We start from the raw sequence: 23,450 nt of genomic DNA on the forward strand, positions 1-23,450 counted from the left end.
ATTGAATCGTTCTATGAGCAATTGCTTCCGCATTACCCGGAGGAGGTGAAGGCGCTTTTCGTGGCATATATCGAATTCCGGGCGGATCAATCCAGGGACAGGCGAGATTACGCCGATGTTTGCCGGATCATTCGAATGCTTCAACAGGTTGGCGGGCGGAAAGAAGCGTTCACCGTCACACAAGAATTGTTAACCAGGTTTCCGCGAAGACCGGCTTTCCGGGAGGAGTTGGGGAAGATCCGTTTTTGAACTTTATAATGGAATAAGAAGTCACGCGGTTTGTGCACAGCGGATTTTTTTGTGATGAGGGTGGACAAACCGGTATGCGAAACCTGTAATTTTGATCATAATCGAATATGTTATAATAATGGCAAGATTAAGTCGGGTTGGATGGTGACCTATGATGGACCGTATTCAAGATTTGCAAAAACTGATCAAACTTACGGGCGATCGCGCGAAACTGGATGCAAAAGCGAACGGAACTTATATTGTCTATCAAACGGAAAAAGGCCAGATTGTCAAAGAATATGCAAACGGTGTGATCGAGCCAATCGACAATCCTGGGGTTCATCATGAATGAGTACTCCACAGTGATGGTTGTATTCGCCGGCAATAACGGCAGCGGCAAAAGCACCATTCGCAATTTGATAGTGGACAGGCTTGGTATCAGTGTCAATATAGATCCCGACGCTTTAGCTCGCGGCATTGATTCTGACCATCCGGATCGCCGCAAAGTATCCGCGGGCAAAGAAGCGATTAAGCTTGCGAGAGAATGTATTCAGCATAAACGAGATTTTTCTGTAGAAACGACTTTGGCTGGCGGCAATGCTATTCGACTGATACGGGATGCCAAGGCGAACGGCTTTGAAGTGACGATGTTTTATGTGGGTCTAAATGATGTTCGGCTCAATATCGAACGTGTTGCCGCCAGAGTTCAAACCGGTGGACATCATATACCGACTAAAGACATCATTCGGAGACAAACCACATCCATGCAAAATCTGCTAACTCATATCCATCTCATTGATCATTTGATTGTGATTGATAATAGCGAAGTTTCCGGTAAAATCGTTATGCAAGCTGAACATAGTATTTTAAAATATCAGGCCGAATCTCTTCCAAAATGGGTGCATAAGATCAAGGATCAGTTACATTGATTATGGAGAATCATATGAAGTTTGAAATTAGCAAATCTATGGAAAACAAAATTAATAATTGGGATAAATGTGAACCCAAAGATGTAACGGGAGCAAAGTTTGCGTACATATTTATACCAACAAGCCTAGGATTGGTTATCAAGGTTCAGTGTGATGTTTGTAAAAGGGAATTACTTCTAACCGAAGATGATCAGTGATTGAATTTTTCTTTCTTACCAATTGTGAATTAGGATTGCTACGCGACCAGAATCGTTCTGGTCGTTTTTTTTGTAGAACGTACATTCGCTGACAAGCAGTTGTCATGACTTAACTTTAAAATAAAAAATATACTAGGTGATTTTAGCTTATTACCGGTGGTGTTGAAATGCAAATTGACAAGAATGATGTTAGGGATTGTCTGCTCAACTTAATCGCAGGTTTGGAACAGTGGGGAGAAGACTTCAGCGAGATGCCGACTCTGTTACGCAAAGGACATATGCAGTTTGTACGCCTTCTGATGCTGCAAGGAATAGATGCTCCAATCGACTTGCCACCACTCATCCAATACCTTCAGAAACCGGCAGTTGAATGGGGCATTCCTGTTGACGATATTTTTCCGCTGGAAGCTCCGCTCCTGATCCCATATCTGGGCTTGTCACCAGCGGCTCGTGAATTTATCTTCCTTTATGATTCGCCGGAAGAAGCGCAAGCGCAAGAAATGTTAGAGATTTTGCATTATTGTCGGGGTACGGTACCAATGTTGGAAGAGAAGTACAGAAAGGTTCGTGAGTTTATCATTATGAATCCTGTAGTATCGGCATATCGTTTAATGGAGTTCGGGTTGGAATTGCAGGATACGGAATTGATGAAGCGTCTAAGTCGCTGTTACGAAGATATAACGGATGATTTGGACCGATTCCGATGTTGTCCGCGATGCGGTTGGACACTGGAGTATCGTAACGATCACTGGCAATGTGGGACAGAAGATCTCTGCGGTAAATTGGAAAGTCGCGGAGAGCTTAAGAGATGGGAAACCATCGAGCCCTTACAAAGACTGCGTTATGGAATTTTTCGTTACACGATGTTACCGGGTTTGGCAGAACTCGCGGCCAAAGATTGGCTTGCCAAGGAAGGCTACAAAGTAACACTATTCCCGCAAGTTGATCGATTTGATCTTGCGATTCAGTTAGATTCCCATTCTGTATATTTGGATATGAAAGATTTTAAGCATCCGCTTCATTTGGCCAACTTCTTCAACAAGATGCAACCTCACCAACTAGAGAAATATCGAGAGCCTCATGTATATATTGTTATTCCGCAATACCGAAATAAACTATATCCCGGTTATGCAAGGCTCGTTACACAAGCACTCGCGTCACATGCGAGTCATCTTCAGGTAATTAATGAAAAAGATATCCTAAGAGTGCTGGAAAGGGAGGCGATGAACGAATGAGAGTATCATATTGGAACTTCTTTGAGCAACTCCTTCCTCGTCTCGCTCCATCCGGACTGTCGCGACAAACGATCGAGACAATTTTTACAGTTGAATTATTTGTCACTGGATGCTTGATGATTGATCCATCGATGGATGTCCGTGAAGGATATTCGATTTTGTCGGGGTACGATTCCCCTGTTCTCCCAAAACATGCGCGTAGGGAGGTTGCACATCGCTTAAGAGTTCTTTACAGTGCATTACGTTCCAGGACGGCGTGGGAAAATTTATTCGAACAATATGAAGAAGTATCCGTCGAATATCGATTGTTTGAATACAATGGAGAACGTTGGTTACCCCGAATTCCAGCCTTATTCTCCGATCGCAGAAGTTGGTACGAGAATCTGCTTGAACAGCCGATTGCTCATGAACGCCGGGAAGTTCAATATGCTACGATCGGAAAGTTCCATTATTACAAATACAATCAGGAGCAGGAGCCTATTCGTTATGGCGGGGAAGTTACAACGCTGCCCGTTAGATCACCAACGTTTCCAAGATATCGACCAAAGGGGAATTATAAACTTCAGCTTGGAGATGAAAATACATACGAGACGGAGGGAATGCGAGAGGCTTCTGCATCCTCGGAATGGAATGAGCGAGCAGGGATTGGAATCCATCTAAAGTCGTTAACTGATCCGAATACTCGACAGTTTGAGTATAAGGGTTTACAGCATATTGTGGGTGGTCTTGGATCAGGAAAATCGACCTTCATGGTCCTGGAAACCAGTCGATTAGTCCAAGCAGGAGCGCGTGTCGGATTTATAGAGAGCAGTGTCCCTCAAGTATTACATCGGGTCAAAGAATTACGTTTACTAGGGATTAACGCTGTCCCGGTCATAGGGAGATCTGGTCGTCTGAGACACCAGAAGGACTATTTATCCGCTCGTCGCCATCTGATTCAGGATGTAACGGATTGGGGGAATGATAATTTTCTCGAACTGCGGCATTTATCGGATTTCTGTATTATCCATGCGCTTGCCAATGACTTCGAAGACACTACGGATTATCCATGCCGTCAGTTATGGCAGCAGGGAAAGAAGTGTGTATGTCCTTTTGCCGCTCGCTGTGGAATCTACCAGGATTTTGGCGCCTTAATTGATGCGGAAGTATGGGTAACAACCTCAGCAAGCATACTTAAGACGAAACTTCCGGTGATGTTGGATCCTTATGAAAGAACGGTCTATGAAGCGATGTATGACTTGCTGGATATCATCTTCGTAGATGAAGCTGATGCGGTTCAGAAGCAATTCGATGATGCCTTCGTATCGGAATTAGCATTATTCGGAAATTCGCAGCATCTTTTTGAGAAAACTTTGCTAGAATCGTTCCGTAAAACTGTAGGCCAATATGGCAAGTATGCTCATGATGAGGTTGTTCAGGAGTGGATGGATGTCCTAAATCGACTTGAAAGCACCATACGGCGCGGAATCTATCGTACATTGAACTTGTCACCCGAATATGCTCAATTCTTGTATCGAAAGCTGTTGCGACTCTCTACCGAAGCCTATCGTATAAGCAGTGCATTTGCCAAGGACGAACAGGATCGAGAACGAATTGAATTGGAGTTACGTGCCTACGCAGATCATCCATTGGTACACCAATTCTATACAGATGTGACAAAAATGCTTCATGGACGAACGAAGAAGGAACGAGAACAAGCTCTAACTGCCATTCTTAAGAAGCTAGGCTGTGAGACGAGTCCGCACGGAAGATTGAAGTACCCGGTAGAATCGTTGGAGTTGTATTTATGTCTGGCGCTTATCGATCATGATATGCAAGTTTTCATGGACCTGTATCCGTTAGTTCAATCAAAGTTAGGCAAATTATCAGAATTCGAAGGACTCTATTCGATTCAACGTGAGTTTACCTCTATTCTGAAAGACGCAATGACAGGGCAAATGACAGGATACCTTTACGAGGTAAAGCCGGGGAGTGAAACAGGGACGTTCAAAGCAGTCCAGTATTCCGGAGTCGGACGGCTGCTCCTCGAAGAATGGAATTCCATTTACTCTGGAATTGATGGTTATGAAGGGCCAGCAGTTGTTCTACTTTCGGGGACAAGTCTGGCTCCAGGGTCGGCTCACTACCATATTGCTTCGTTGCCGGGATGGTTGCTGGAATCCAATCTGGATACTCCCGTCGTTCATCAGGAATATTATCCTGTCTATGATCAGGGGGAGGATAAACCCATTCAAATCTCAGGTGAGATCGAAGAAAGAAGAACTCGTAATCTTCGTACGCTCTCAGTTAAGTTAATGCCCAAAATTGAGCAGGAATTGATGGAGTGGCGCTATTCGGGTTCGAATCGTAAGGTGCTTTTGATTGTGAATTCCTACGAGGATGTTGCTGATGTAGGAGCGGTATTCGCATCCTATTCCTCGTGGAAGAACCGGTATCGCCAGTTAACCAGAGATCCAGATCCATATCGTGAAGCTGAGTTTTCCAGGGCAGAACTAGAGCGATTTGCGAATGAAAATGCGGATGTTCTGATTGCTCCGTTACTTGCGATTAGCCGTGGTTACAACATTTTGGATGAAACGAGGGGCTCATTATTCGGGTCTGTATTTTTCTTGATACGGCCTTATCCGATTCCGCAAGACATGACTTACCTCATCCAAATGCTGCACGCTGAGCTGCCGAATCTAATAGAACGCGCAGATTTTGAGAGCAAAACATATCGACAAGCGCTGAATTTCATTCGCAGCGAGAGTAATAGCTTGCTTCACCGGATGTACCGTAAACCTGATTATTGGTCCGTACTGAGTCCTGCTGAGAGGAGGACCATAGCTTGGTATACGTTTGTCCCAGTATGGCAAACGATCGGCAGGCTCTTGCGTAAAGGTACTCCCGCTAGAGTATTCTATTGCGATGGAAAATTCCTTGCCCAACCTATGCGCACGGATGTTGGGGAATCGATGTTGGATTATTGGTTTAAGATCATGACGGATCATGAATCGGATCCGGCGTTTCGCAGCTTATACGGACCATTCATAGACAGTATGAAAGCAATGATGGAAAGGGATGTGGGCGATGAGTCGAACCAATAAATTATTGCAATTGTACGCTTTCGAGAGCGATGAAAATGCTTGGAAGAATCAGCAGGTCTTTTTACTGGATATCCTTCCAGTTTGGCGAGATTTTATCCGGCAATTTTATAATGGCGTAAAGCTGCCCTTTGTTATTTGGCCATTGGGTAAAAAATTGCAAAGTATTTTTCCGCAGATCGTCTCGGTCAATAACCAATTCTACTTGGATGAAGGTCGACCATGGCTCATCTCAACACAACCTGTACCGGTTGAAATGATAGTCATGCTGGCTAAGGGCTGGATGAACCAAATAGCCGCAGGGCAAGGGGTTTCTGCACCAGCGGATGTAGAAACAAGTACTGTAGGTTGGCGAAGTGAGACGGTGGATTCCGTATTGCAGCGATACCCCAAGTTAGTTTATGAGTTGCTGCCTGCTCTTGTCGCGCATCACTTTTGCTTAAGTCCCAAACAACTAATGCTTGAAGGACGGGATGAGCCTGTAGAGCTTTTATTCTCGCAGGTATATGCCAAGCAAAAGGCAGAATGCATGTCCCAACCTATACCAACAAGAGCCGGAACCTTTTCTTACGTCGTTCGTTTTCGTCTACAGTACCGAGCCGGTGAGCCAGAACGTCTTTTGTTGATGGTTTCGGCTGGCATACGACGTTTTATTACAAAGCCCCTGGAAACAAAATATCTCAAAGGCGGTATCAACAGCACGTTATTGGTTTCGATGGATAATCCATTTATAAAAAAACATAAATTGGGGTTACGTTCATACGCGAGTCTATCTTTTCGTCGTGAAGGCGAAATCGAGCCCTATACCCGGTGGTCTGAAGGACTGGATGAATTGTTTTTTGATGTGTTATGGGGCGAGCCGTTATCGACGGAGGATATCTTAACGAATCCGGATAAGTACTACTCAGACCATTTGCCGAAAATCTTGATTGTTCATAATAATAGGGTCTTTAATCCCCTATACATTGAAGCGGGGATCAGTATCCAGGAGAAAATGAGATTTTACGAGATGGTAAGAGAGAATTTATCCGACTGGAGACCGTTGGATCCATTGCCGCCTGTGCCGAAGCCAAAGCGAGAAGGGACAGGGGGGCGAGTGAGAGAGCCGGTCCCGCTCGCGTACTGCGGGCACAACAAGGATTTCGTGCTCGAAGTGTGGGGATCGGATTCCCTCTATCAATGCGTCATCAAAGCATTGAAGACCAAAAAATATAAAGGGAAGTTCTTAGCAGAACATATTGACGGCCATATTTTTAGGTTGAATGCCCCGTCTAATAACCGAATCGTTATCGTCAAGTGCGACAGAAAGGACTATGTGGATGGTTTGGATCGTGGAACGCTTAAGGAGTTGGCGGACGAGCATAGAACCAACAAAATCGCCCGAAGCATCGAACATGTCAAAGGGAATCATTCCATAACTTGTTCTTTAATAGAAATATTACCCAAAGATGACTGGAAGAAGCTTGGCGAGGGGACGGACCCCAAGCAAGCGGTTCGCAAAGGTTTCCAATTAACGGGGAGGATTACGCAATTCGTTTATCCCGAAAGTGGAGGCAAGAAGTCCAAGCGTAAGAAGGATACACCAGGGTCGAGCTACATCCATAAAGTCTTTAATTGTATTCTGGATTTATTCGGGGATTCGGGAGTTACAGATTACAAGGCACAAATGGTGGTAAAAGAGCAAGAACCTATAGTAGCTTACGATCTCGTTCAAGGAGATAAAGGGATATATGCGATCCTGACGAAATTGGAAGACGGTGTTCTGACTGTTAAGAGCAGAGGCAGCGAGGAATGGTTGACTTTACCGGAAGCTATATTGCAAGTAGATAGATACGACCCGCTTCCGAAAGGCGCGGATGCACAAAAGAAAGAGGTTGCACGCTGGTTCGGAGAGCAGTTAAGAATGGAGCGAATGCTTGGTAAAGAGCCTATCGTATTAGTAGAAGCGGAACTTCGCTACAAGGGTTTGGATGGCATTCAGAACAATAAAATCAAATTCGGCAAGACCCCTGATTTGCCTGGTTTGGAACAGAACGATTCCGGGATAACCGTTGTTCGGATCAATGCCAATGAAGATGTACCCGCCTATGGTTTTCGCCCCATGTCCTTCTCTGTTGGAGTCTATTCAGATACCGAGTCAGGACTCTATTATGGTGTAGGAACCAAACCTAAGACCCAGATGAACATTGCCAAATCTATGACCAAGTACGATAATCCCGAAACGGCTTTTCAACAACCCCGGGTAGTGGAATATATGCCATTAGGTTCGATGGAAAAGCAAGAGCGAGAGAGGCTAGCCTGGATGGTGCATCGATTACGGGAGGTATGCATCACATTCGAATCGACTACGGCGCTACCCTATCCTTTGAAAATGATGGATACGTTAAAGAAATACTTGAAGGGCAAGGAATATGTGAACATCGAGGCGGAGGCAGAGTTTTTGGAGTTATAAGATAGGGGAGAACGAGATAACACTGATCAAAAAGTTACATGTACATGATGAATTCGTCGGTTTCTATTTGGTGAAAGAACTGGAATTGAAACAAACCAATACGTCGCCGGCGAAAGATTATTTAGACATGGTGCTATGTGATGCCAGCGGTGAGATCCCTGCGAAATATTGGGATGTAAATGATACGGAGAAAGATATCTTCTCTCCGATGACGCTTGTAAAGGTTCAGGGGACAGTTCAATTGTACCGAGAAACCGCAGGTCAAAATTTCCCGGATTCGAAATACAACGAGTGAAGATAGTGTTTCGCTTACGAACTTTATTCGAGCGACACCGATTGGATCTTCGGAATTGATAGAGACCATTAATAGAGTCATCGAGGGTATATCAGACCCGGTGATTCGAAATATTGTCGGTTATTGCGTAGACAAGGTTAGTGAGAAACTGGCTCATTATCCCGCGGCCAAAATGCATCATCATGCATACTATGCCGGTTTAGCTTATCATATCGTTCGTATGTTAGAGATTGGAGAGTTCTTATGCAATCAGCGGCCATTTCTCAATGCCGATATGATCAAGGCGGGGATTATCCTGCATGACATCGCTAAGCCAGAGGAGATGATCGCACAGCTTGGGGTCGTGTCAGATTACAGTGTACAAGGCAAGTTGATCGGTCATATCGCAATGGCGGCCAGTTGGATCACAGAGGCTGCATTGCGGCTAAATATACCTCTCGATTCGGAACAAGTAATCGGGTTGCAGCACCTCATTCTCTCTCATCATAACCTTGGGGAATGGGGAAGTCCGGTGCAGCCGCAAACAGCGGAAGCCGTAGCGTTGCATTATATCGACACACTCGATGCAAAGCTCCAGATGGCAGAGGACGCGCTGAATGCCACTTCGGATAAAGAATTGTGGACACAGCCGATTCGAGGCCTCGAGAATAAAGCGATGTATCGTACGTCGAATAGTGAACGAAATGAATAATGACAAATTTCCCTATTTCCTTAAATGAATGTTGATTAAGCATTGCGATCACAGTCTGAGAATAAGCAGTGCTTTTTTTATAGAACGTACATTCGCTGACAACATAACGTCAATCCAGTCAGTCATAATGGAATAAAGAGAATCAGCAGGAGTGGTTGATGATGGGACAACCGATATACGCTGCAATTGCAGGCACTCAGCACTATTATGGAGCAACATTTCTAAAACCGGGGCAACTCATTCACCTAATAAAGGACCCGGATAACCAGCATGACCATGAGGCGATTCAGGCAGAGATGATCCCGATCGGCAAAATTGGCTATGTCGCTCACAGCCCGCATACTGTACCGAAAGGATGCCGCAGTGCCGGAAGAATTTATGATACATTTGAACATCATATTTGCGGCATTGTGCGATTTGTCGTGAAAGATATAGCCATCGTTGAACTAGCGGCAGGTGTAGAAGAAGTATACATCATCAAAGCGGCGGAGGATGCGGTGTTTTCCACCAGCTTATAGGCAGGAAGAACTAGGTAAACCGTCGAATTCCCAATTATGATGACAAGGATTTACATTCCCTGTGCCACGGTGGGGTGACGTGAATGACAGATAAAATAATACGGCTGTTTAAAATCCTTCTGGCGATTCAAGCGAACCCGGGAATAACGGCCAAAGAACTGGCGGACAAATGCGAGACAACCGAACGAACGATTTACAGGGATTTAAGGATACTGGATCTAATTGCGCCCATCACGAATGAAGGTTACGGGGAAGGGTACCGCTTTGTTGGGAATTTTGCCATGTACCCGCTCAATTTCACAGAACAGGAAGCGTTGGTGTTTTCGGTCCTTCCCTCCGTGCTGGACACAAGCAAATTGCCGCCGGGTTTTGATTCTGCCTACGACAAAGTGATGGCTACACATGTGAAAGAAACCCGGAAGCGTTACGAAACATTGGAAAATGTTGCGGATATGATCCAAATGGGTACCCCGGCTTATCGGGAAACCAGTACCAATTTCTTGCTGCCCATCATGCAAGCGATTATATCAAATAAGACAATTCGAGCGGTTTATCATACGCAGAGCCGGAATGAATTGACGGAGCGGGAAATTGATCCGTACTATTTGGTGCCGCGGGACCAACGGTTTTACTTGATCGGGTATTGTCATGCCAAACGTGAAATTCGTACATTTCGTTTAAGCCGTTTTCGCCAAGTAGAGATGACGAGCAGTTATTTCGATAAGGGCGATTTTAACATCGCGCAATACATGAAGCACACCTGGTCAATTGAACGCGGGGATTCCTTGATCACCTTTAAGATCAAGTTTCATGCGGATGTTGCCCGCTATGTGAAGGAAGAGGAGTTATTCGTAAGACCGAAAATGACCGATTTGCCTGACGGAAGTTTATTGTTCGAGGTCACCGTCAATCACGAACGGGAGTTTATGAATTGGGTCGTTCAATACGGTCCTTCAGCAGAGATATTGGAACCAGTATCCATTAGGGAAAAGTTCAAGGAGCAGTTGGCGAATTGGAGACAGTTGTATGAAAAGTAATTCGAAAGGAAGGTGACCGTTTTGGAAGGCACGTTTCTGAACCGTTTGTATGACGCAATTCGGAAAGAGCCTTTTCGCCGCAAGATTGTCTTAGCTCCTTCCCTAAGCGTTGGGCAATCTTGGCTGATGCGAATTTGCCGGGGAATAGGGCCGGTTATGAACGTAGAGGTACAGACCGTCCAATCCTTCGTGAAAAGGCATGTGCAGTTTTCATTGTATAAACAAGGGGTTAGCTTCATCAGTGAGCAGCGTTCGTTCTGGATTCTCCATCGTGTCATGGAACAAATGGCTGCCGAACCGGATACCTACATTTCCATGGCACAAATGAAGCCCGGCATTGCGATGTCCGTTCACCAAGCCATTATGGATTTACGTCATGCGGGGGTTAAGGCGGAGGAGCTTCGAGACGATCATTATTTGAGCCGGGAAAAAGGGCGCTATGTCAGAAAGGTCCTGTCGGCTTATGAACGCTTACTGGAGCAGCGGAACTGGACAGACTTCCCCGGCTTGCTGCCGTATATAACGGGTGAATTATCCGAAAACGTCGAGTTGCTGATGCCCGATTCCATGCTGCTCAGTCCGGTTTCCGTTCGTATGGTGGAACGGTTATCTAATGGCCGGATTACACGAATTCAGGCGGATCCTCCTATTTTTGGTGAAGAATCCGCGCTGCCCCTGCAGGATGTGCATATGTTTCATGCTACTGGCAAGCTGTCGGAGGTTCGTGAAGTTCTGAGACGGATCATCTCCGCCCAGATTCCGCTGGATGAAGTGGAAATGATCATTTCGGATGCGGAATATGCGCTTGCCATCTCGACACTGTGCGACTCCATGAATCTTCCCTGTTCCTTCTCGGAAGGGCTGTCCCTGGAAACCTCCAGAATGGGAAGAGCTGCTCTTTCACTGCTGAATTGGCTGGAGTCAGGTTATCATGTGCGGTCACTCGTGTCGATGTTGCAACAGCAGCAGCTCACTTTTTCCGATCGTGAACAGGAGATATCGAATACGGATTGTATCCGAACCCTGGAGAAAAGCGGAATCGGCTGGGGAAAAGAGCGGTATATCAAACTGCTGGAACCCAATCGTGTTGTACCTGAAGAGTATTCGGATGAAACCCGCGATGGACGGGAGCGGACAGAAGTACAACAGCGGGATGATAAAATCAAACGGCATCTTACGAACATCATAAAGGAATTGTTTCCCGCCGAATCGGCGATGTCATCTCCTGCGGGCATATGGGGTTGGCTCGTTCAGGTGTTGGAGCGGTATGGAGTATGCGGAATGGAAGAGGACGCGATCGTCCTGCAGGAGATGAAAGGGATATTCAAGGAGTTGCAGGAATGTCCTGTCCCTGAGACGATGTCGTTGGAGCAAATTCTGCTGTACACCCGGGATATGTTGAAGAATATAAGAGTCGGTGTACAGCCGTTTCCCAAGCCTGGGTCCTTGTACATATCGAGTTTGGCGAACGGGGGGATCAGCGGGAGAAAGTATATATTCCTGCTCGGGATGGATGAACATTCGTGGTCCGGCAGTATCCGGCAAAATCCCATGCTGCTCGATGAAGAGTGCAGACGTATCGGCTCCGGCCTTCAAACCGCCGCGGAGAGACAGCGGGATCGGCAGCGCCAGCGGGATGTGCGGCTCGGCATCATGGGTGGCAACGTCACCTTCAGTTTCTCGTCTTATGATCTGGCGGACGGAACGACGGCAAGTCCGGCCTTTCAGCTTCTGCAGGTATTCCGAAGAGTGTCCGGGGAGCCGAGTGCGGATTATGAGATGCTTTTCCGAAGCTTAGGGGAACCGGTCGGGTATTTGGGAGCAGGTCAGCTGTTCACTGCCGAACCGAATAAACTGCCATTCGATGGAACTCACTACCTCTTCCGGCAATTACAAGCTAAGAAAAGCCGTCCGGAAGACCTGCAATCTCTTGTCGAATCAGTCTATCCTCGGCTGCGTGATGGCCGAAATGCTCTCGAAGCACGCGGCAGCATCCAAGTGACCCAGTATGATGGATATATAGCGGGGGATGTGTGGTCCAAGTATTGGAAAGGCCAGTCGGTTCGGGCGTTTAGTGCAAGTCAATTGGAAAAGTATGCTGAATGTCCGATGCATTATTTTTTTCAATATGTGTTGGGAATCCGCGTGAAAGATCAGGTGTTATTCGATCGTTCCTCCTGGCTGAAGCCGAATGACAGAGGCTCGCTGCTGCACGAGGTTTTCCGGCGTTATATGACGGAAGTAAGTGCAAGGAATCCGTCGCCTATCGTGCATGATCATGCGCAACTGCTTCGCATCACGGAGGAGACGATTCTCGCATATGCCGAGCGGATTCCGGCGCCAAGCCCGCATGTTTTTGAGAAAGAACGGAAATCGCTCATACGGGATGTTGAAGTATTCTATCGAATGGAAGCGCAGGTAAAGTCGACTCCACGGTTTTTCGAACAAGAACTGATCGTGGACGGCATGCCGCTGCATCTTGAGCTGGAAAGCGGCGTAACCATTCCATTGCGCGGGATCGTCGACCGGATCGATCAAGTCGCCCCTCATCAGTATCGGATTATCGATTACAAGACCGGCAGTACTCGATCTTATAAGGAGAATGGAGTGTTCGCAGGCGGCACACAGCTTCAACACGCGTTATACGCTATGGGAACAGAACAGTGGATGCGACAAACTGGAGTGGATGTAGAAGCGGATGTGCTCGATTCGGCTTATGTCTTCCCAAGTGAACGGGGACGTGGGCAAGTGATGGTGCGGCCCCAAACCGAACGCCATCGAGTGACAGAGGTGATCCAAGGGATTCTTCACTCGATGGAGCAGGGATTGTTTATTCCTGCCTCGGATCCCGGAGTTTGTCGATACTGCGACTACGCAATCGTATGCGGTGAACATGCCCAACAGATGGCCGATAAACGAAAGGATGAATCGAATCAGGAGCTGCTTCATACGCTGCTGGAGGTGGAGAACATTGAATGAACGATCGGACCAACATGCCAGAGCGAGAATTGTGGAGGAACTCAATACGACTTTTTTGGTAGAAGCCGGTGCTGGCTCTGGAAAAACAACCAGCTTGGTTGGCAGATTATTGGCACTCATCGAGACCGGAACGGCGAAGATGGAGCATATTGCGGCAATCACCTTTACGAATAAAGCGGCGGATGAGATGAAGGAGCGTTTCCGCATCGCTTTGGAGCGAAAAGCGGCTGATGCTGTTGGCGAATCTAGAGAGCGACTGGAAGAAGCTTTGACCAATTTAGACCAAATCTTCATTGGAACGATCCATGCTTTCTGTTCTTCGCTTCTTCGCGAACGTCCGATTGAAGCGGGGTTAGACCCTTCTTTCGAAGAGATGGATGATGAGCTGAACCGTGCGTTTCATGATCAATGTTGGGACGAATATCTCATTCAGTTACAGGAGGAGGATAGCCAGATCCTCCAATCCTTTGCCGAACTGAACATCGACGTCGGCACACTTAAGGATGTGTATGACCGGATGTCGATTTTTACCGATGTCCAAATTCCTTGCGAACCGGTTAGCCGTCCTGACTTTGACTTGATCCGGTTGTCGCTCCTTCCGATGATCGAGGACGCTTTACCGTATGTTCCGACAATCGAACCGGATAAAGGATGGGACAAGCTGCAAACCAAGCTGCGTTCAGCAAGTCAAATGCTGCGCTTGTATGATATGCAAGACGATATGCAAATCCTTACGCTCGCAAAATTGTTCGACGCTAAACTGGATGTGACGCAAAATCGCTGGCTGGATAAGAAGCAGGCCAAGGAATTTGGCGAGAAATTTCACGATTGGCAAATCACCGTCCTGTTCCCCTTCCTTCAATCGTGGCGGGAGTATTTGTATCCGAAAGTCATCCGGTTTGTCTTGCCCGTCCTGGATTATTGCAGAGAGCGGCGTTTGCAGGCAGGGAAGCTGAATTTTCAGGATTTGCTGCTGCATGCGTGTCGATTGCTGCGTGATTATCCCGAGGTTCGTCGTTATTTCGACGGCCGGTATCAAAGACTGATGGTCGACGAGTTTCAAGATACCGATCCGGTCCAAGCGGAAATGATGTTTCTGCTGACCGGAACCGGGGATGACCCGAATGAACGGAATTGGCGGAAGCTTACGCCAAGGCCTGGCTCTTTGTTCGTCGTGGGCGATCCGAAACAATCCATCTACCGCTTCCGCCGCGCGGATATTTCCATTTATAACGAGGTCAAAGCGCGGATTCAGGCATGCGGAGACGTGCTTCACTTGACCAGCAATTTTCGATCCGTCGATTCGATTGGCGCTTTTGTGAACGGACAATTTGTCGGCAAACTTCCTGTAGAGGAAACCGATGTACAAGCCGCTTATGTGAAGATGGAAACGAATTCGCCGAATCCCAAGAACAAGCGGGCGAGTCATGGCATTTATGCGCTCACGTATCCGAAAATACCGGGAGGCAAGGATGAGGTGGCGGCCATTGACGCAAGGCGTATCGCCGCATACATCTCCTGGGCTTGTCGTGACGGCAATTTGCAAATTCAGGAGCGAACCGGTTCAGCTTGGGTCCTGAGAGATGTCCGCCCGAGCGATTTTCTGATTCTGACAAGAACAAGGCACTATCTGCATCTGTATGCGGAAGAACTGGAGAAAAGGGGAGTAGCAGCGGAAACCGTAGGAAGCTCCGCTCTATATCCCGAGCTTCATACGCTGGGACAACTGGTCATTTACCTCGCCGATCCGTCCGATCAAGTAGCGATGTTGAGCGTCCTGCGCGGGCCTTTGTTCGGCATTAGCGATGCTGAGTTGCTGCAGTATCGTGTTTTAGGGAATGCGTGGTCCATCTATCGGCTGACGGAGCCTGCAGATTGCGCAGAACCGGAGGGTCGAGTTGCGGCTGCATGCCGGAAACTGCGGGAATATGCCGAATGGGTGAAAGAATTACCTGCATGGGCGGCTCTATATCGAATTATGGAGGATACCGGCCTGCTGCTTTATTCCACTGTGCAGGAAACAGGGGCGAATCGGTCGGGGACTTTGCTCAAGATGCTGGAGATGCTGCAGCGTGACGCCATGCTTGCGTCCGACTGGCACGCACTGGCGGATGCGATCTCTGCAATTCGACAGAACCAGGGTATGGAAACCGCCAGTATGTACGCAGGCAAAGGGCAAGCGGTACGGATCATGAACGTGCATAAGGCGAAAGGGCTCGAAGCGCCTATCGTGTTTCTAGCTTGTCCCTGTGGAGAGAAGGATCATGATGCAGAGCAGTTTATTGATCGTTCCGAGGCAGGGTCAACCGGTTATTTCCTGATCCAGCAGACAAGAGGATTTCAGAAAGAAATCATAGCGCAGCCGGTCGGCTGGGAAGCGATGAGCGTGCGGGAGCGCGAATTCATGCACGCGGAGCGGGATCGGCTTCTCTACGTCGCGGCGACTCGAGCCAAACAAATGCTGGTCGTCAGTCTCTATCCTGAGCAGCCTGCGAAGTGTCCTTGGAGTACGCTCATGGATGGGATGGAGCTCATCCGGGAGCTGGATGTTCCCGAAACGGCTGGCCTGGCAAATCACAGTGATCCTGATTTCAAAAGTGGGACATCTTCAGTTGCTTTATCCGAACCCGTAGCGCCATTCGTGGATTTGGATGCTTACTTGACCCGTAGAGAACTAGTGTTCCATCAGTTGCGCCAACCCACTTATGCGGAAGCAACGGTTACCGGGCTAACGAAGGGCGTTGGTGATGTGCCTGAATGGTCAGCAACAGGAAGGGGTCAGTCTTTCGGCAGCGTGATCCATAAGGGACTTGAGGCGGTTGGGAGAGGAATCTCGATGACCGAACTACCTGTATACGTGCAATATCTCTGCCAGAACGAAGGAGTCGCAGACAAGGATGCAGCAGATGCATTGTCCATGATGCAAGAGGTGCTGGCCAGTGAGCTTTGGCAGCGGAGTCTCCGATCGAAACAGCGGTTGTTTGAAATCCCGATTATGATGGTTCAATGCAATAAGGAAACAGCGGTACACTTTACAAACGATCAAACCATTTCCGAAACAGCTGCTTCGGCGTTTGAGCCTGAATCTGACATCGGTTATCTCTTGATAAAGGGAGTCGTAGATTTTGCTTTCGAAGAAGAGGATGGCTGGGTGATTGTTGACTTCAAGACGGATCAGTTGGATGAGGTCAAGCTGCAGCAGTTTGTCCAATATTACGCGCCACAAGTTAAGACCTATGCGAAAGCTTGGTCGGAGACGTTTGGTTATCCGGTGAAAGAAGCAGGGTTGTTTTTTGCTACTGTGAAACAATATATCAAAATGTAATGTTGAAAGGTGAATCCAATGGAAGACCAGGCGAGATTGCGTAAAAAAGAATATACCGATTGGTTAAGACGCAAGAAGAAATCGAACGGACAGCCTTACTCTGAAAATACAATTAATTCATACGTCTCAGCCTTGACGACGGCTCCGGCCAGGTTGAACGGAATTAAACTTGAGACAACCAACGTGTTTGAAATCACTGACGCTAGTCAGTATCGGAACATGAGAATAGCTATGGAGCAAGCGGAGAACTTTGATGAGGTAAATGAAAAAGCCGGTAATAAAGCATTTCAGTATAGTCTTGTATACTATGAGGAATTTCTAAGGGAGCGGGGGAGCGGTTTGAGTTCCGAATCTGCGTACCATAAACAAAACGATCGTTTCGATAATGTTGAAAGAGAATGGATCGCAGGTTCAGAAAACAATCGGCTGCTGGACAAAAATATCATCCTATATGGCCCGCCAGGAACCGGCAAAACCTATCATACTGTTCTGTATGCGGTCTCAATCATAGAAAAGAAGCCGCTGAACGTCATTCTTCAAGAAGCTGAGGTGGGCGGATATGACCTTATCAAGGAACGATATGAAGCATATAAGTCAAATGGTCAAATAGAATTTACGACCTTTCATCAATCATACGGTTACGAGGAGTTTATCGAAGGCATTAAACCGAAAATTAAAAATTTGTCTGAGGAAGAACCAGATTCTGAGCGTGGTGAAGTAGCCTACGAAATTGTTCCTGGAGTATTTAAGCGATTTTGCGATACAGCTCAGAAGCCAATTGTGCAGACTCACAACGATTACGGAATCCGCCAAGAACCAACCATTTGGAAAGTATCATTGGGAGGATCCAAAGAGAATCCGATCAAACGGGATTGCTTCAATAACGGCAGAATACGCATCGGATGGGATTCTTATGGCGAGATTGTCAACGAAGAAACGGACTACACGCATGGAGGAAAGATGATCCTTTCCCGATTTATTCATGAGATGCGGAAAGGTGATATTGTCCTTATTCTGTATGACGAGGAAACCATTGATGCGATAGGTGTGGTCACCGGTGAGTATGAATGGCTTGAACATTTGGATGAGTACAAACGTTCCCGAAAGGTGAACTGGCTAGTGAAGGATATCCGTGAGAACATATTGGAACTAAACGGCAATATCGTTCTGACGCTGGGGGCTGTGTACCGTCTAAATCGTATTACCTTGTCGGATGTTTTTTCTATTTTACAAAAACAAAATGGTCACGCCAGCTCGGTTATCCAAAAGAATGAGAATAACTATGTTTTCATTATCGATGAGATTAATCGAGGCAATATCTCCAAAATATTCGGTGAACTCATCACCCTTATTGAGCCAACCAAACGAATCGGCATGCCGGAAGAAATCAGGGTGAAGCTCCCGTATTCCCAAGAGCTATTTGGTGTTCCGAATAATGTCTATCTGCTGGCCACCATGAATACGGCAGACCGCTCAATCGCACGATTGGATACGGCGTTACGCCGGCGGTTTTCGTTTGCCGAGATGATGCCGGATCCCGGTTGTCTGGCCTCTATTGAGATTGATGGGGAACTGTTGAACCTGGCTGTGATGCTGGAAACGATGAATCGGAGAATAGAGGCGTTGTACGATCGGGAGCACACCATTGGACACGCATACTTTCTGGGTTTACACAGGGAGCCGACGCTGAAAAAGCTGGGACATCTGTTCGAGCACACGATCATTCCGCTGTTGCAGGAGTATTTTTATGATAATTATGAAAAGATTCGACTGGTTCTGGGCGACAATAACAAGCCGGAGACAGAACAGTTTATCGTTGTAAGCAAGGTAAATGCAGGCGAATTGTTCGGCAATCTGAGCGATGTAGACCTGGAAGACAGTATCACTTACAGAATCAATCGTGCAGCCTTCAGCCAGATAGCGTCCTATCGGAAAATCTATAACCACAATAGGCTTGAATAGGTGTGCGGATGAGCATGAGTATGAACCTGTTCAATAATAGCAGCAAGTGGACCAAAGTTACCCTGAAAGAGTATGGCACCTTATGCAAAAATCCGGATGGAATCTCTCTTGGCTACCAATGTATAGCTGAGTCGGCCTTTGACCGGCTGGAGAAGTTCGTTCTGGAGAATAGAGGAATTGGCAATGTGACGAATGCACTTGAACTGATGACTATAGCAAGCAGGAGGGGGATCGGCAAAGTTATCAGTGCCAAAAATTATGTGGGTGTGATCGCCATGACGGATGGCACCCAAATCGAAATCCTACCGAAAGTGTACACCCGGGATGAAGAAAGTTCTGTTACACAGACGAAGAATATCTTCCTGCATATGTTGAGGTTGGTCAGAGACATTCCGAATAAGCAATTCAGTCAGACTAGTCTTAACGCCGAGAAAAACCATATACTCGATATCTTTATCCGCATGTTCATCGAAGAGACAGCAGTGCTGGTTAAGCGCGGATTGAAATCGGATTACAAGGAGTGTCAGGGCAACGAGTTCTTCTACAAGGGCAAGCTTCACTTTGCCCAGCATATCAAGCATAATGCAGCGCATAAGGAGCGCTTCTATATTGAATATGACGAGTTTAGTATCGATCGGCCGGAGAATCGTCTGATCAAGACAACGATTGAGTTATTGATGAGGGTCAGCGGCAGCACGGTTAATCAGAAAGATCTCTATTCATTGCTGGCAGCTTTCGATAACGTTGAGAGATCCGTACAGCCGGAGCGGGATTGGGCAGGCGTGTCCAAGGACCGGAACATGAAAGAATATCAGACAATCCTGGACTGGTGCCGCTTATTTTTGTCCGGCCAAAGTTTCACTCCGTTCAGAGGTGATAGTCGCGCATACGCGCTGCTGTTCCCGATGGAAAAGGTATTTGAACGATATGTGGCGGTACTGTTGAAAAAAGTGCTTACACATCCCCGTATTCGTGTCAAGACGCAGGACCGAACTTATCTCTTGTTCCAAAACCCGGCAAAGTTCCAGCTGAAACCGGATATCGTCGTGCAAGGGCCATCCGGGGTTGTAGTGCTCGATACAAAGTGGAAACTGCTCTCCCCCAGCCCGGATTACGGCATTTCGCAAGCGGACATGTATCAGGCATATGCTTACGGCAAAAAGTACGGAGCTGATAAGATTTACCTGATCTATCCGTGGACACCCAATCTTTCAGGGATTGAGAAGCCTATCACATTCGATAGCGGGGACGGTGTGGAGGTTCGAATCGCTTTTTTGGATTTGAGCCTCGGGAAAGCATGTGTAGATGTATTGTCAGAGGAATTGCTGGCTGCGGTTGTTTAGATATTCAGGGCATGCCAAGGCGAACGGTTTTGAAGTGACAATCCGCGATGAGGTTGGATATAGGTGCAAAGTACGATTACGGTGCTTTTATAGTAGTGCAGGGATTTAAATCATATAGGTCGAATTACTTAAGCATTGTTCCTTTTACTTATAAGAACGTACGTTTCCTGTCAATATGTTGTCGATAGAATTCATGTATAATAACATTGTATCTCGTTTATTTGAAATAGGTGATGCCAAAATGACCACCCCTTATCATAGTCAATATTACGCATATGAACTGACAAAGCAAAGTGCTTCTGATACAGTTGGTCGGTTAAGCCAATCATTAATCAATGCCACCGTTGACTTGAACCCGCACCAGGTCGAAGCGGCGCTTTTTGCTTTTCGGGCTCCGCTGGAAAGAGGGACATTGCTTGCAGATGAAGTTGGTCTCGGCAAAACCATCGAAGCTGGTCTTGTTATCAGCCAATTATGGGCAGAACGAAAACGGAAAATTTTAATCATTGTTCCTCCGCCGCTGAGGAAACAATGGAACAGGGAACTGTTAGAAAAATTTTATATCCCTTCAATCATTTTGGAGAGCAAAAATTACAATGAGATATATAGGGAAGGCAATCCATTCCCATTCAATCAAAAGGATCATGTGATTATCTGTTCCTATCAATTTGCCCGTAACAAGGCAGCAGATATTCGCCGCGAAACGTGGGATTTGGTTATTATCGATGAAGCCCATCGCATGCGAAATGTATATAAAAAATCGAATAAAATAGCGAGAGTTTTACGTAATGCGACGGAAGGTTATCCAAAGCTGCTCTTAACAGCAACTCCTTTACAAAATTCACTTATGGAACTGTATGGATTGATTAGTTTTATTGATCCACTTTTATTTGGGGATGAATCCACTTTTCGCAAAAAGTTTGGTCATGGAACGAAAGAAATGACTAAACGTGATTTTATTGACTTGAAGGAAAGAATTAAACCCGTCTGTCATCGAACGCTTCGTCGGCAAGTTACGGAATATGTACCTTATACCAAAAGAATACCTATCGTCCAAGATTTCACACCTAGTGTTAAAGAGTGGGAGCTATATGAGAAAGTATCAGCCTATTTACAGAGGGACGATATACATGCCCTGCCCAGAAGTCAACGTAACTTGATGACGCTGGTTGTGAGAAAAATACTCGCTTCTTCTACTTTTGCCATTTCGGATACATTACTTTCCCTCGTTAAAAGGCTTGAAGCGTTACTGTCAGAACAGCAGGATGAAGAAGCTTTGACATCGATTTATGAAGATATCGACGAAATCAATGAAACTGCTGAAGAGTGGGAGGATTCGGAAGAAGAGGCTAAGGAGGAAGTGGAAGTTGAGCAAGAGGATCAGCGAGCGGATCATGTCATAGAGAACATCAGGGCTGAACGTAACGAGCTTTTCTCTTATTACCAGCTTGCAAACTCCATCACTGAAAATGAGAAAGGAAAAGCCCTACTGATTGCATTGTCTAAGGGTTTTGCCAAACTACGTGAACTAGGAGCCAATGAGAAGGCAGTGATTTTTACGGAGTCCCGGCGTACTCAATTATATTTGAAAGAAATGCTGGAGCAGAACGGATATGCCGGACAAATCGTGATGTTTAACGGCACCAATAATTCGCCGGAAATCAATGAAATTTATCAGCAATGGCTTGAAAGACATAAGGATGATGACCAGATTACCGGTTCGAAAACGGCAGATGTCCGCGCAGCCTTGGTCGAGCATTTTAAGAATCATGCATCGATTATGATCGCAACGGAGTCAGCGGCGGAAGGAATCAACCTGCAATTTTGCAGCTTGGTCGTGAACTACGATTTGCCTTGGAATCCCCAGCGTATTGAACAACGGATTGGTCGTTGTCATCGTTATGGGCAGAAGCATGATGTAGTTGTCATTAACTTCCTGAATCGCAAAAACGAAGCGGATAAACGGGTGTTTGAACTGCTTGAACAAAAATTCAATTTGTTTGATGGTGTATTTGGTGCTTCCGATGAAGTGCTTGGCACATTGGAGTCGGGAGTTGATTTTGAAAAACGGATTCAGCAAATTTACCAAACGTGCCGAACTGCTGAAGAAATCCAGGACGCGTTTAACAGGCTTCAAGCCGAATTGGATGAACAAATTCAATGCAAGATGAAAGAAACCCGCAAGCATCTGCTTGAGAATTTCGACGATGAAGTAAGGGAAAAGCTCAGGGACCATTATGAGCAAACCAGCCTTCACATGAACAAATTGGAGCGTTATCTTTGGGGGCTGACGAAATATGAGGGGAGAACCCAAGCCGAGTTTGATGACTATACGCTCAGTTTTAAGTTAAGCCAAAGCCAAGAGAGATATCAAATGATTTCACAAGTCCGCAAGGCGAGCAATGACAATCATGTTCACCATTATCGGTTGGGTCATCCTCTAGCCGCTAAATGGATTGAGCAGGCGAAAAACCGGGAATTGCCAACCAAAGAAGTGATATTTAATTATTTGGAGTATACCGGCAAGGTTAGCGTATTATCGAATTTGGTTGGGAAATGCGGATGGCTATCTCTAGATTTGCTTCAAGTCAGTTCCGCAGAGGAAGAAGAACATTTAATATTCACCTGCATTGATGAAGATGGCAATCAATTCGAACAGGACATTTGCGAAAAAATGTTTGACCTCCCGGCATCTGTAGAGGATGAAGTCACCCTGTCGGAACCGATCCGCCATTTATTACTGAATATTCTCAAGTACCAGGAAACCGCCATTTTGCACAAAATCAATGAGCGTACAAACGAGTTTTTGGACCGGGAACTGGAAAAGCTGGACAAGTGGTCCAAAGATTTAAAAGAAAAGCTCGAAATCGAGTTGAAAGAAATTGACATGGAGATCGCCCAGCTTCAAAAGGAAGCCAGAATGACGCGGCAGATTGCCGAGAAACTGGAAATCAATAAAATCATCCGGGAACGAGAGAAAAAACGCAGTGAAATGCGGCGTAATTTATATGATGAACAGGATGAAATTGACCGCCAGAAAGAACGGTTGTTTGCGGAAGTGGAAAAAACGCTGGAACAAAACCCCCTGTGTCAGAATAGTTGTCGTACCCCTCAATTGAAAGTATAGTGAGGATAACAAGGACGAGGTGGGAGACAATGAACCAAGTGAATCAGGA

At 46.4% G+C, this 23,450-nt stretch carries 12 protein-coding genes and 2 pseudogenes; all 14 read left to right on the forward strand.

Annotation, left to right across the window (positions count from 1 at the left end; all coding sequences use genetic code 11):
- A pseudogene (locus BLT35_RS24625) lies at nt 1-249 on the forward strand (SWIM zinc finger family protein); the annotation flags it as partial.
- Nucleotides 250-400: 151 nt separating this feature from the next.
- Entirely contained in the window at nt 401-580 is a 180-nt protein-coding gene (locus BLT35_RS24630; RefSeq protein WP_015253841.1) for a hypothetical protein, read from the forward strand.
- The gene (locus tag BLT35_RS24635; protein ID WP_074730058.1) at nt 573-1,157 is read left to right on the forward strand and encodes an ATPase; all 585 of its coding nucleotides are present in this window, start codon (nt 573-575) and stop codon (nt 1,155-1,157) included. The genes BLT35_RS24630 and BLT35_RS24635 overlap by 8 nt, the downstream gene beginning before the upstream one ends.
- A gap of 364 nt (nt 1,158-1,521) precedes the next feature.
- Nucleotides 1,522-2,589 (forward strand): restriction endonuclease-related protein, encoded by a 1,068-nt coding sequence (locus tag BLT35_RS24645; RefSeq protein WP_074730060.1) that lies wholly within the window; start codon nt 1,522-1,524, stop codon nt 2,587-2,589.
- Nucleotides 2,586-5,675: a pPIWI_RE_Z domain-containing protein gene (locus BLT35_RS24650; RefSeq protein ID WP_074730061.1), complete on the forward strand. Its 3,090-nt coding sequence runs from the start codon at nt 2,586-2,588 to the stop codon at nt 5,673-5,675. The genes BLT35_RS24645 and BLT35_RS24650 overlap by 4 nt, the downstream gene beginning before the upstream one ends.
- On the forward strand, nt 5,659-8,124 hold the full coding sequence (locus BLT35_RS24655; RefSeq protein ID WP_074730062.1) for a pPIWI_RE module domain-containing protein: 2,466 nt from the start codon (nt 5,659-5,661) through the stop codon (nt 8,122-8,124). The genes BLT35_RS24650 and BLT35_RS24655 overlap by 17 nt, the downstream gene beginning before the upstream one ends.
- Nucleotides 8,125-8,140: 16 nt before the next feature.
- Nucleotides 8,141-9,110: pseudogene (locus tag BLT35_RS24660) on the forward strand (3'-5' exoribonuclease YhaM family protein).
- A 158-nt stretch (nt 9,111-9,268) separates the two neighbouring features.
- The gene (locus BLT35_RS24665; RefSeq protein WP_254777666.1) at nt 9,269-9,628 is read left to right on the forward strand and encodes an HIRAN domain-containing protein; all 360 of its coding nucleotides are present in this window, start codon (nt 9,269-9,271) and stop codon (nt 9,626-9,628) included.
- A gap of 83 nt (nt 9,629-9,711) precedes the next feature.
- Nucleotides 9,712-10,665 (forward strand): helix-turn-helix transcriptional regulator, encoded by a 954-nt coding sequence (locus BLT35_RS24670; protein ID WP_074730064.1) that lies wholly within the window; start codon nt 9,712-9,714, stop codon nt 10,663-10,665.
- Nucleotides 10,666-10,821: 156 nt separating this feature from the next.
- A complete protein-coding gene (locus BLT35_RS24675; protein WP_175472061.1) occupies nt 10,822-13,644 on the forward strand; it encodes a PD-(D/E)XK nuclease family protein in 2,823 nt (940 codons plus the stop codon).
- Nucleotides 13,637-16,969, forward strand: coding sequence for a UvrD-helicase domain-containing protein (locus BLT35_RS24680; protein WP_074730066.1), 3,333 nt, complete (start codon nt 13,637-13,639; stop codon nt 16,967-16,969). The genes BLT35_RS24675 and BLT35_RS24680 overlap by 8 nt, the downstream gene beginning before the upstream one ends.
- An 18-nt stretch (nt 16,970-16,987) precedes the next feature.
- Nucleotides 16,988-18,931, forward strand: coding sequence for a DUF8426 domain-containing protein (locus BLT35_RS24685; RefSeq protein WP_074730067.1), 1,944 nt, complete (start codon nt 16,988-16,990; stop codon nt 18,929-18,931).
- A gap of 14 nt (nt 18,932-18,945) precedes the next feature.
- Complete coding sequence (locus BLT35_RS24690) at nt 18,946-20,274, forward strand: McrC family protein (protein ID WP_175472062.1); 1,329 nt, start codon at nt 18,946-18,948, stop codon at nt 20,272-20,274.
- Nucleotides 20,275-20,467: 193 nt separating this feature from the next.
- Complete coding sequence (locus BLT35_RS24695) at nt 20,468-23,401, forward strand: SNF2-related protein (protein WP_254777667.1); 2,934 nt, start codon at nt 20,468-20,470, stop codon at nt 23,399-23,401.
- The last annotated feature ends 49 nt before the right edge of the window (nt 23,402-23,450 follow it).

It is taken from the genome of Paenibacillus naphthalenovorans (genome assembly GCF_900099895.1).
Classification (GTDB): domain Bacteria; phylum Bacillota; class Bacilli; order Paenibacillales; family NBRC-103111; genus Paenibacillus_G; species Paenibacillus_G naphthalenovorans.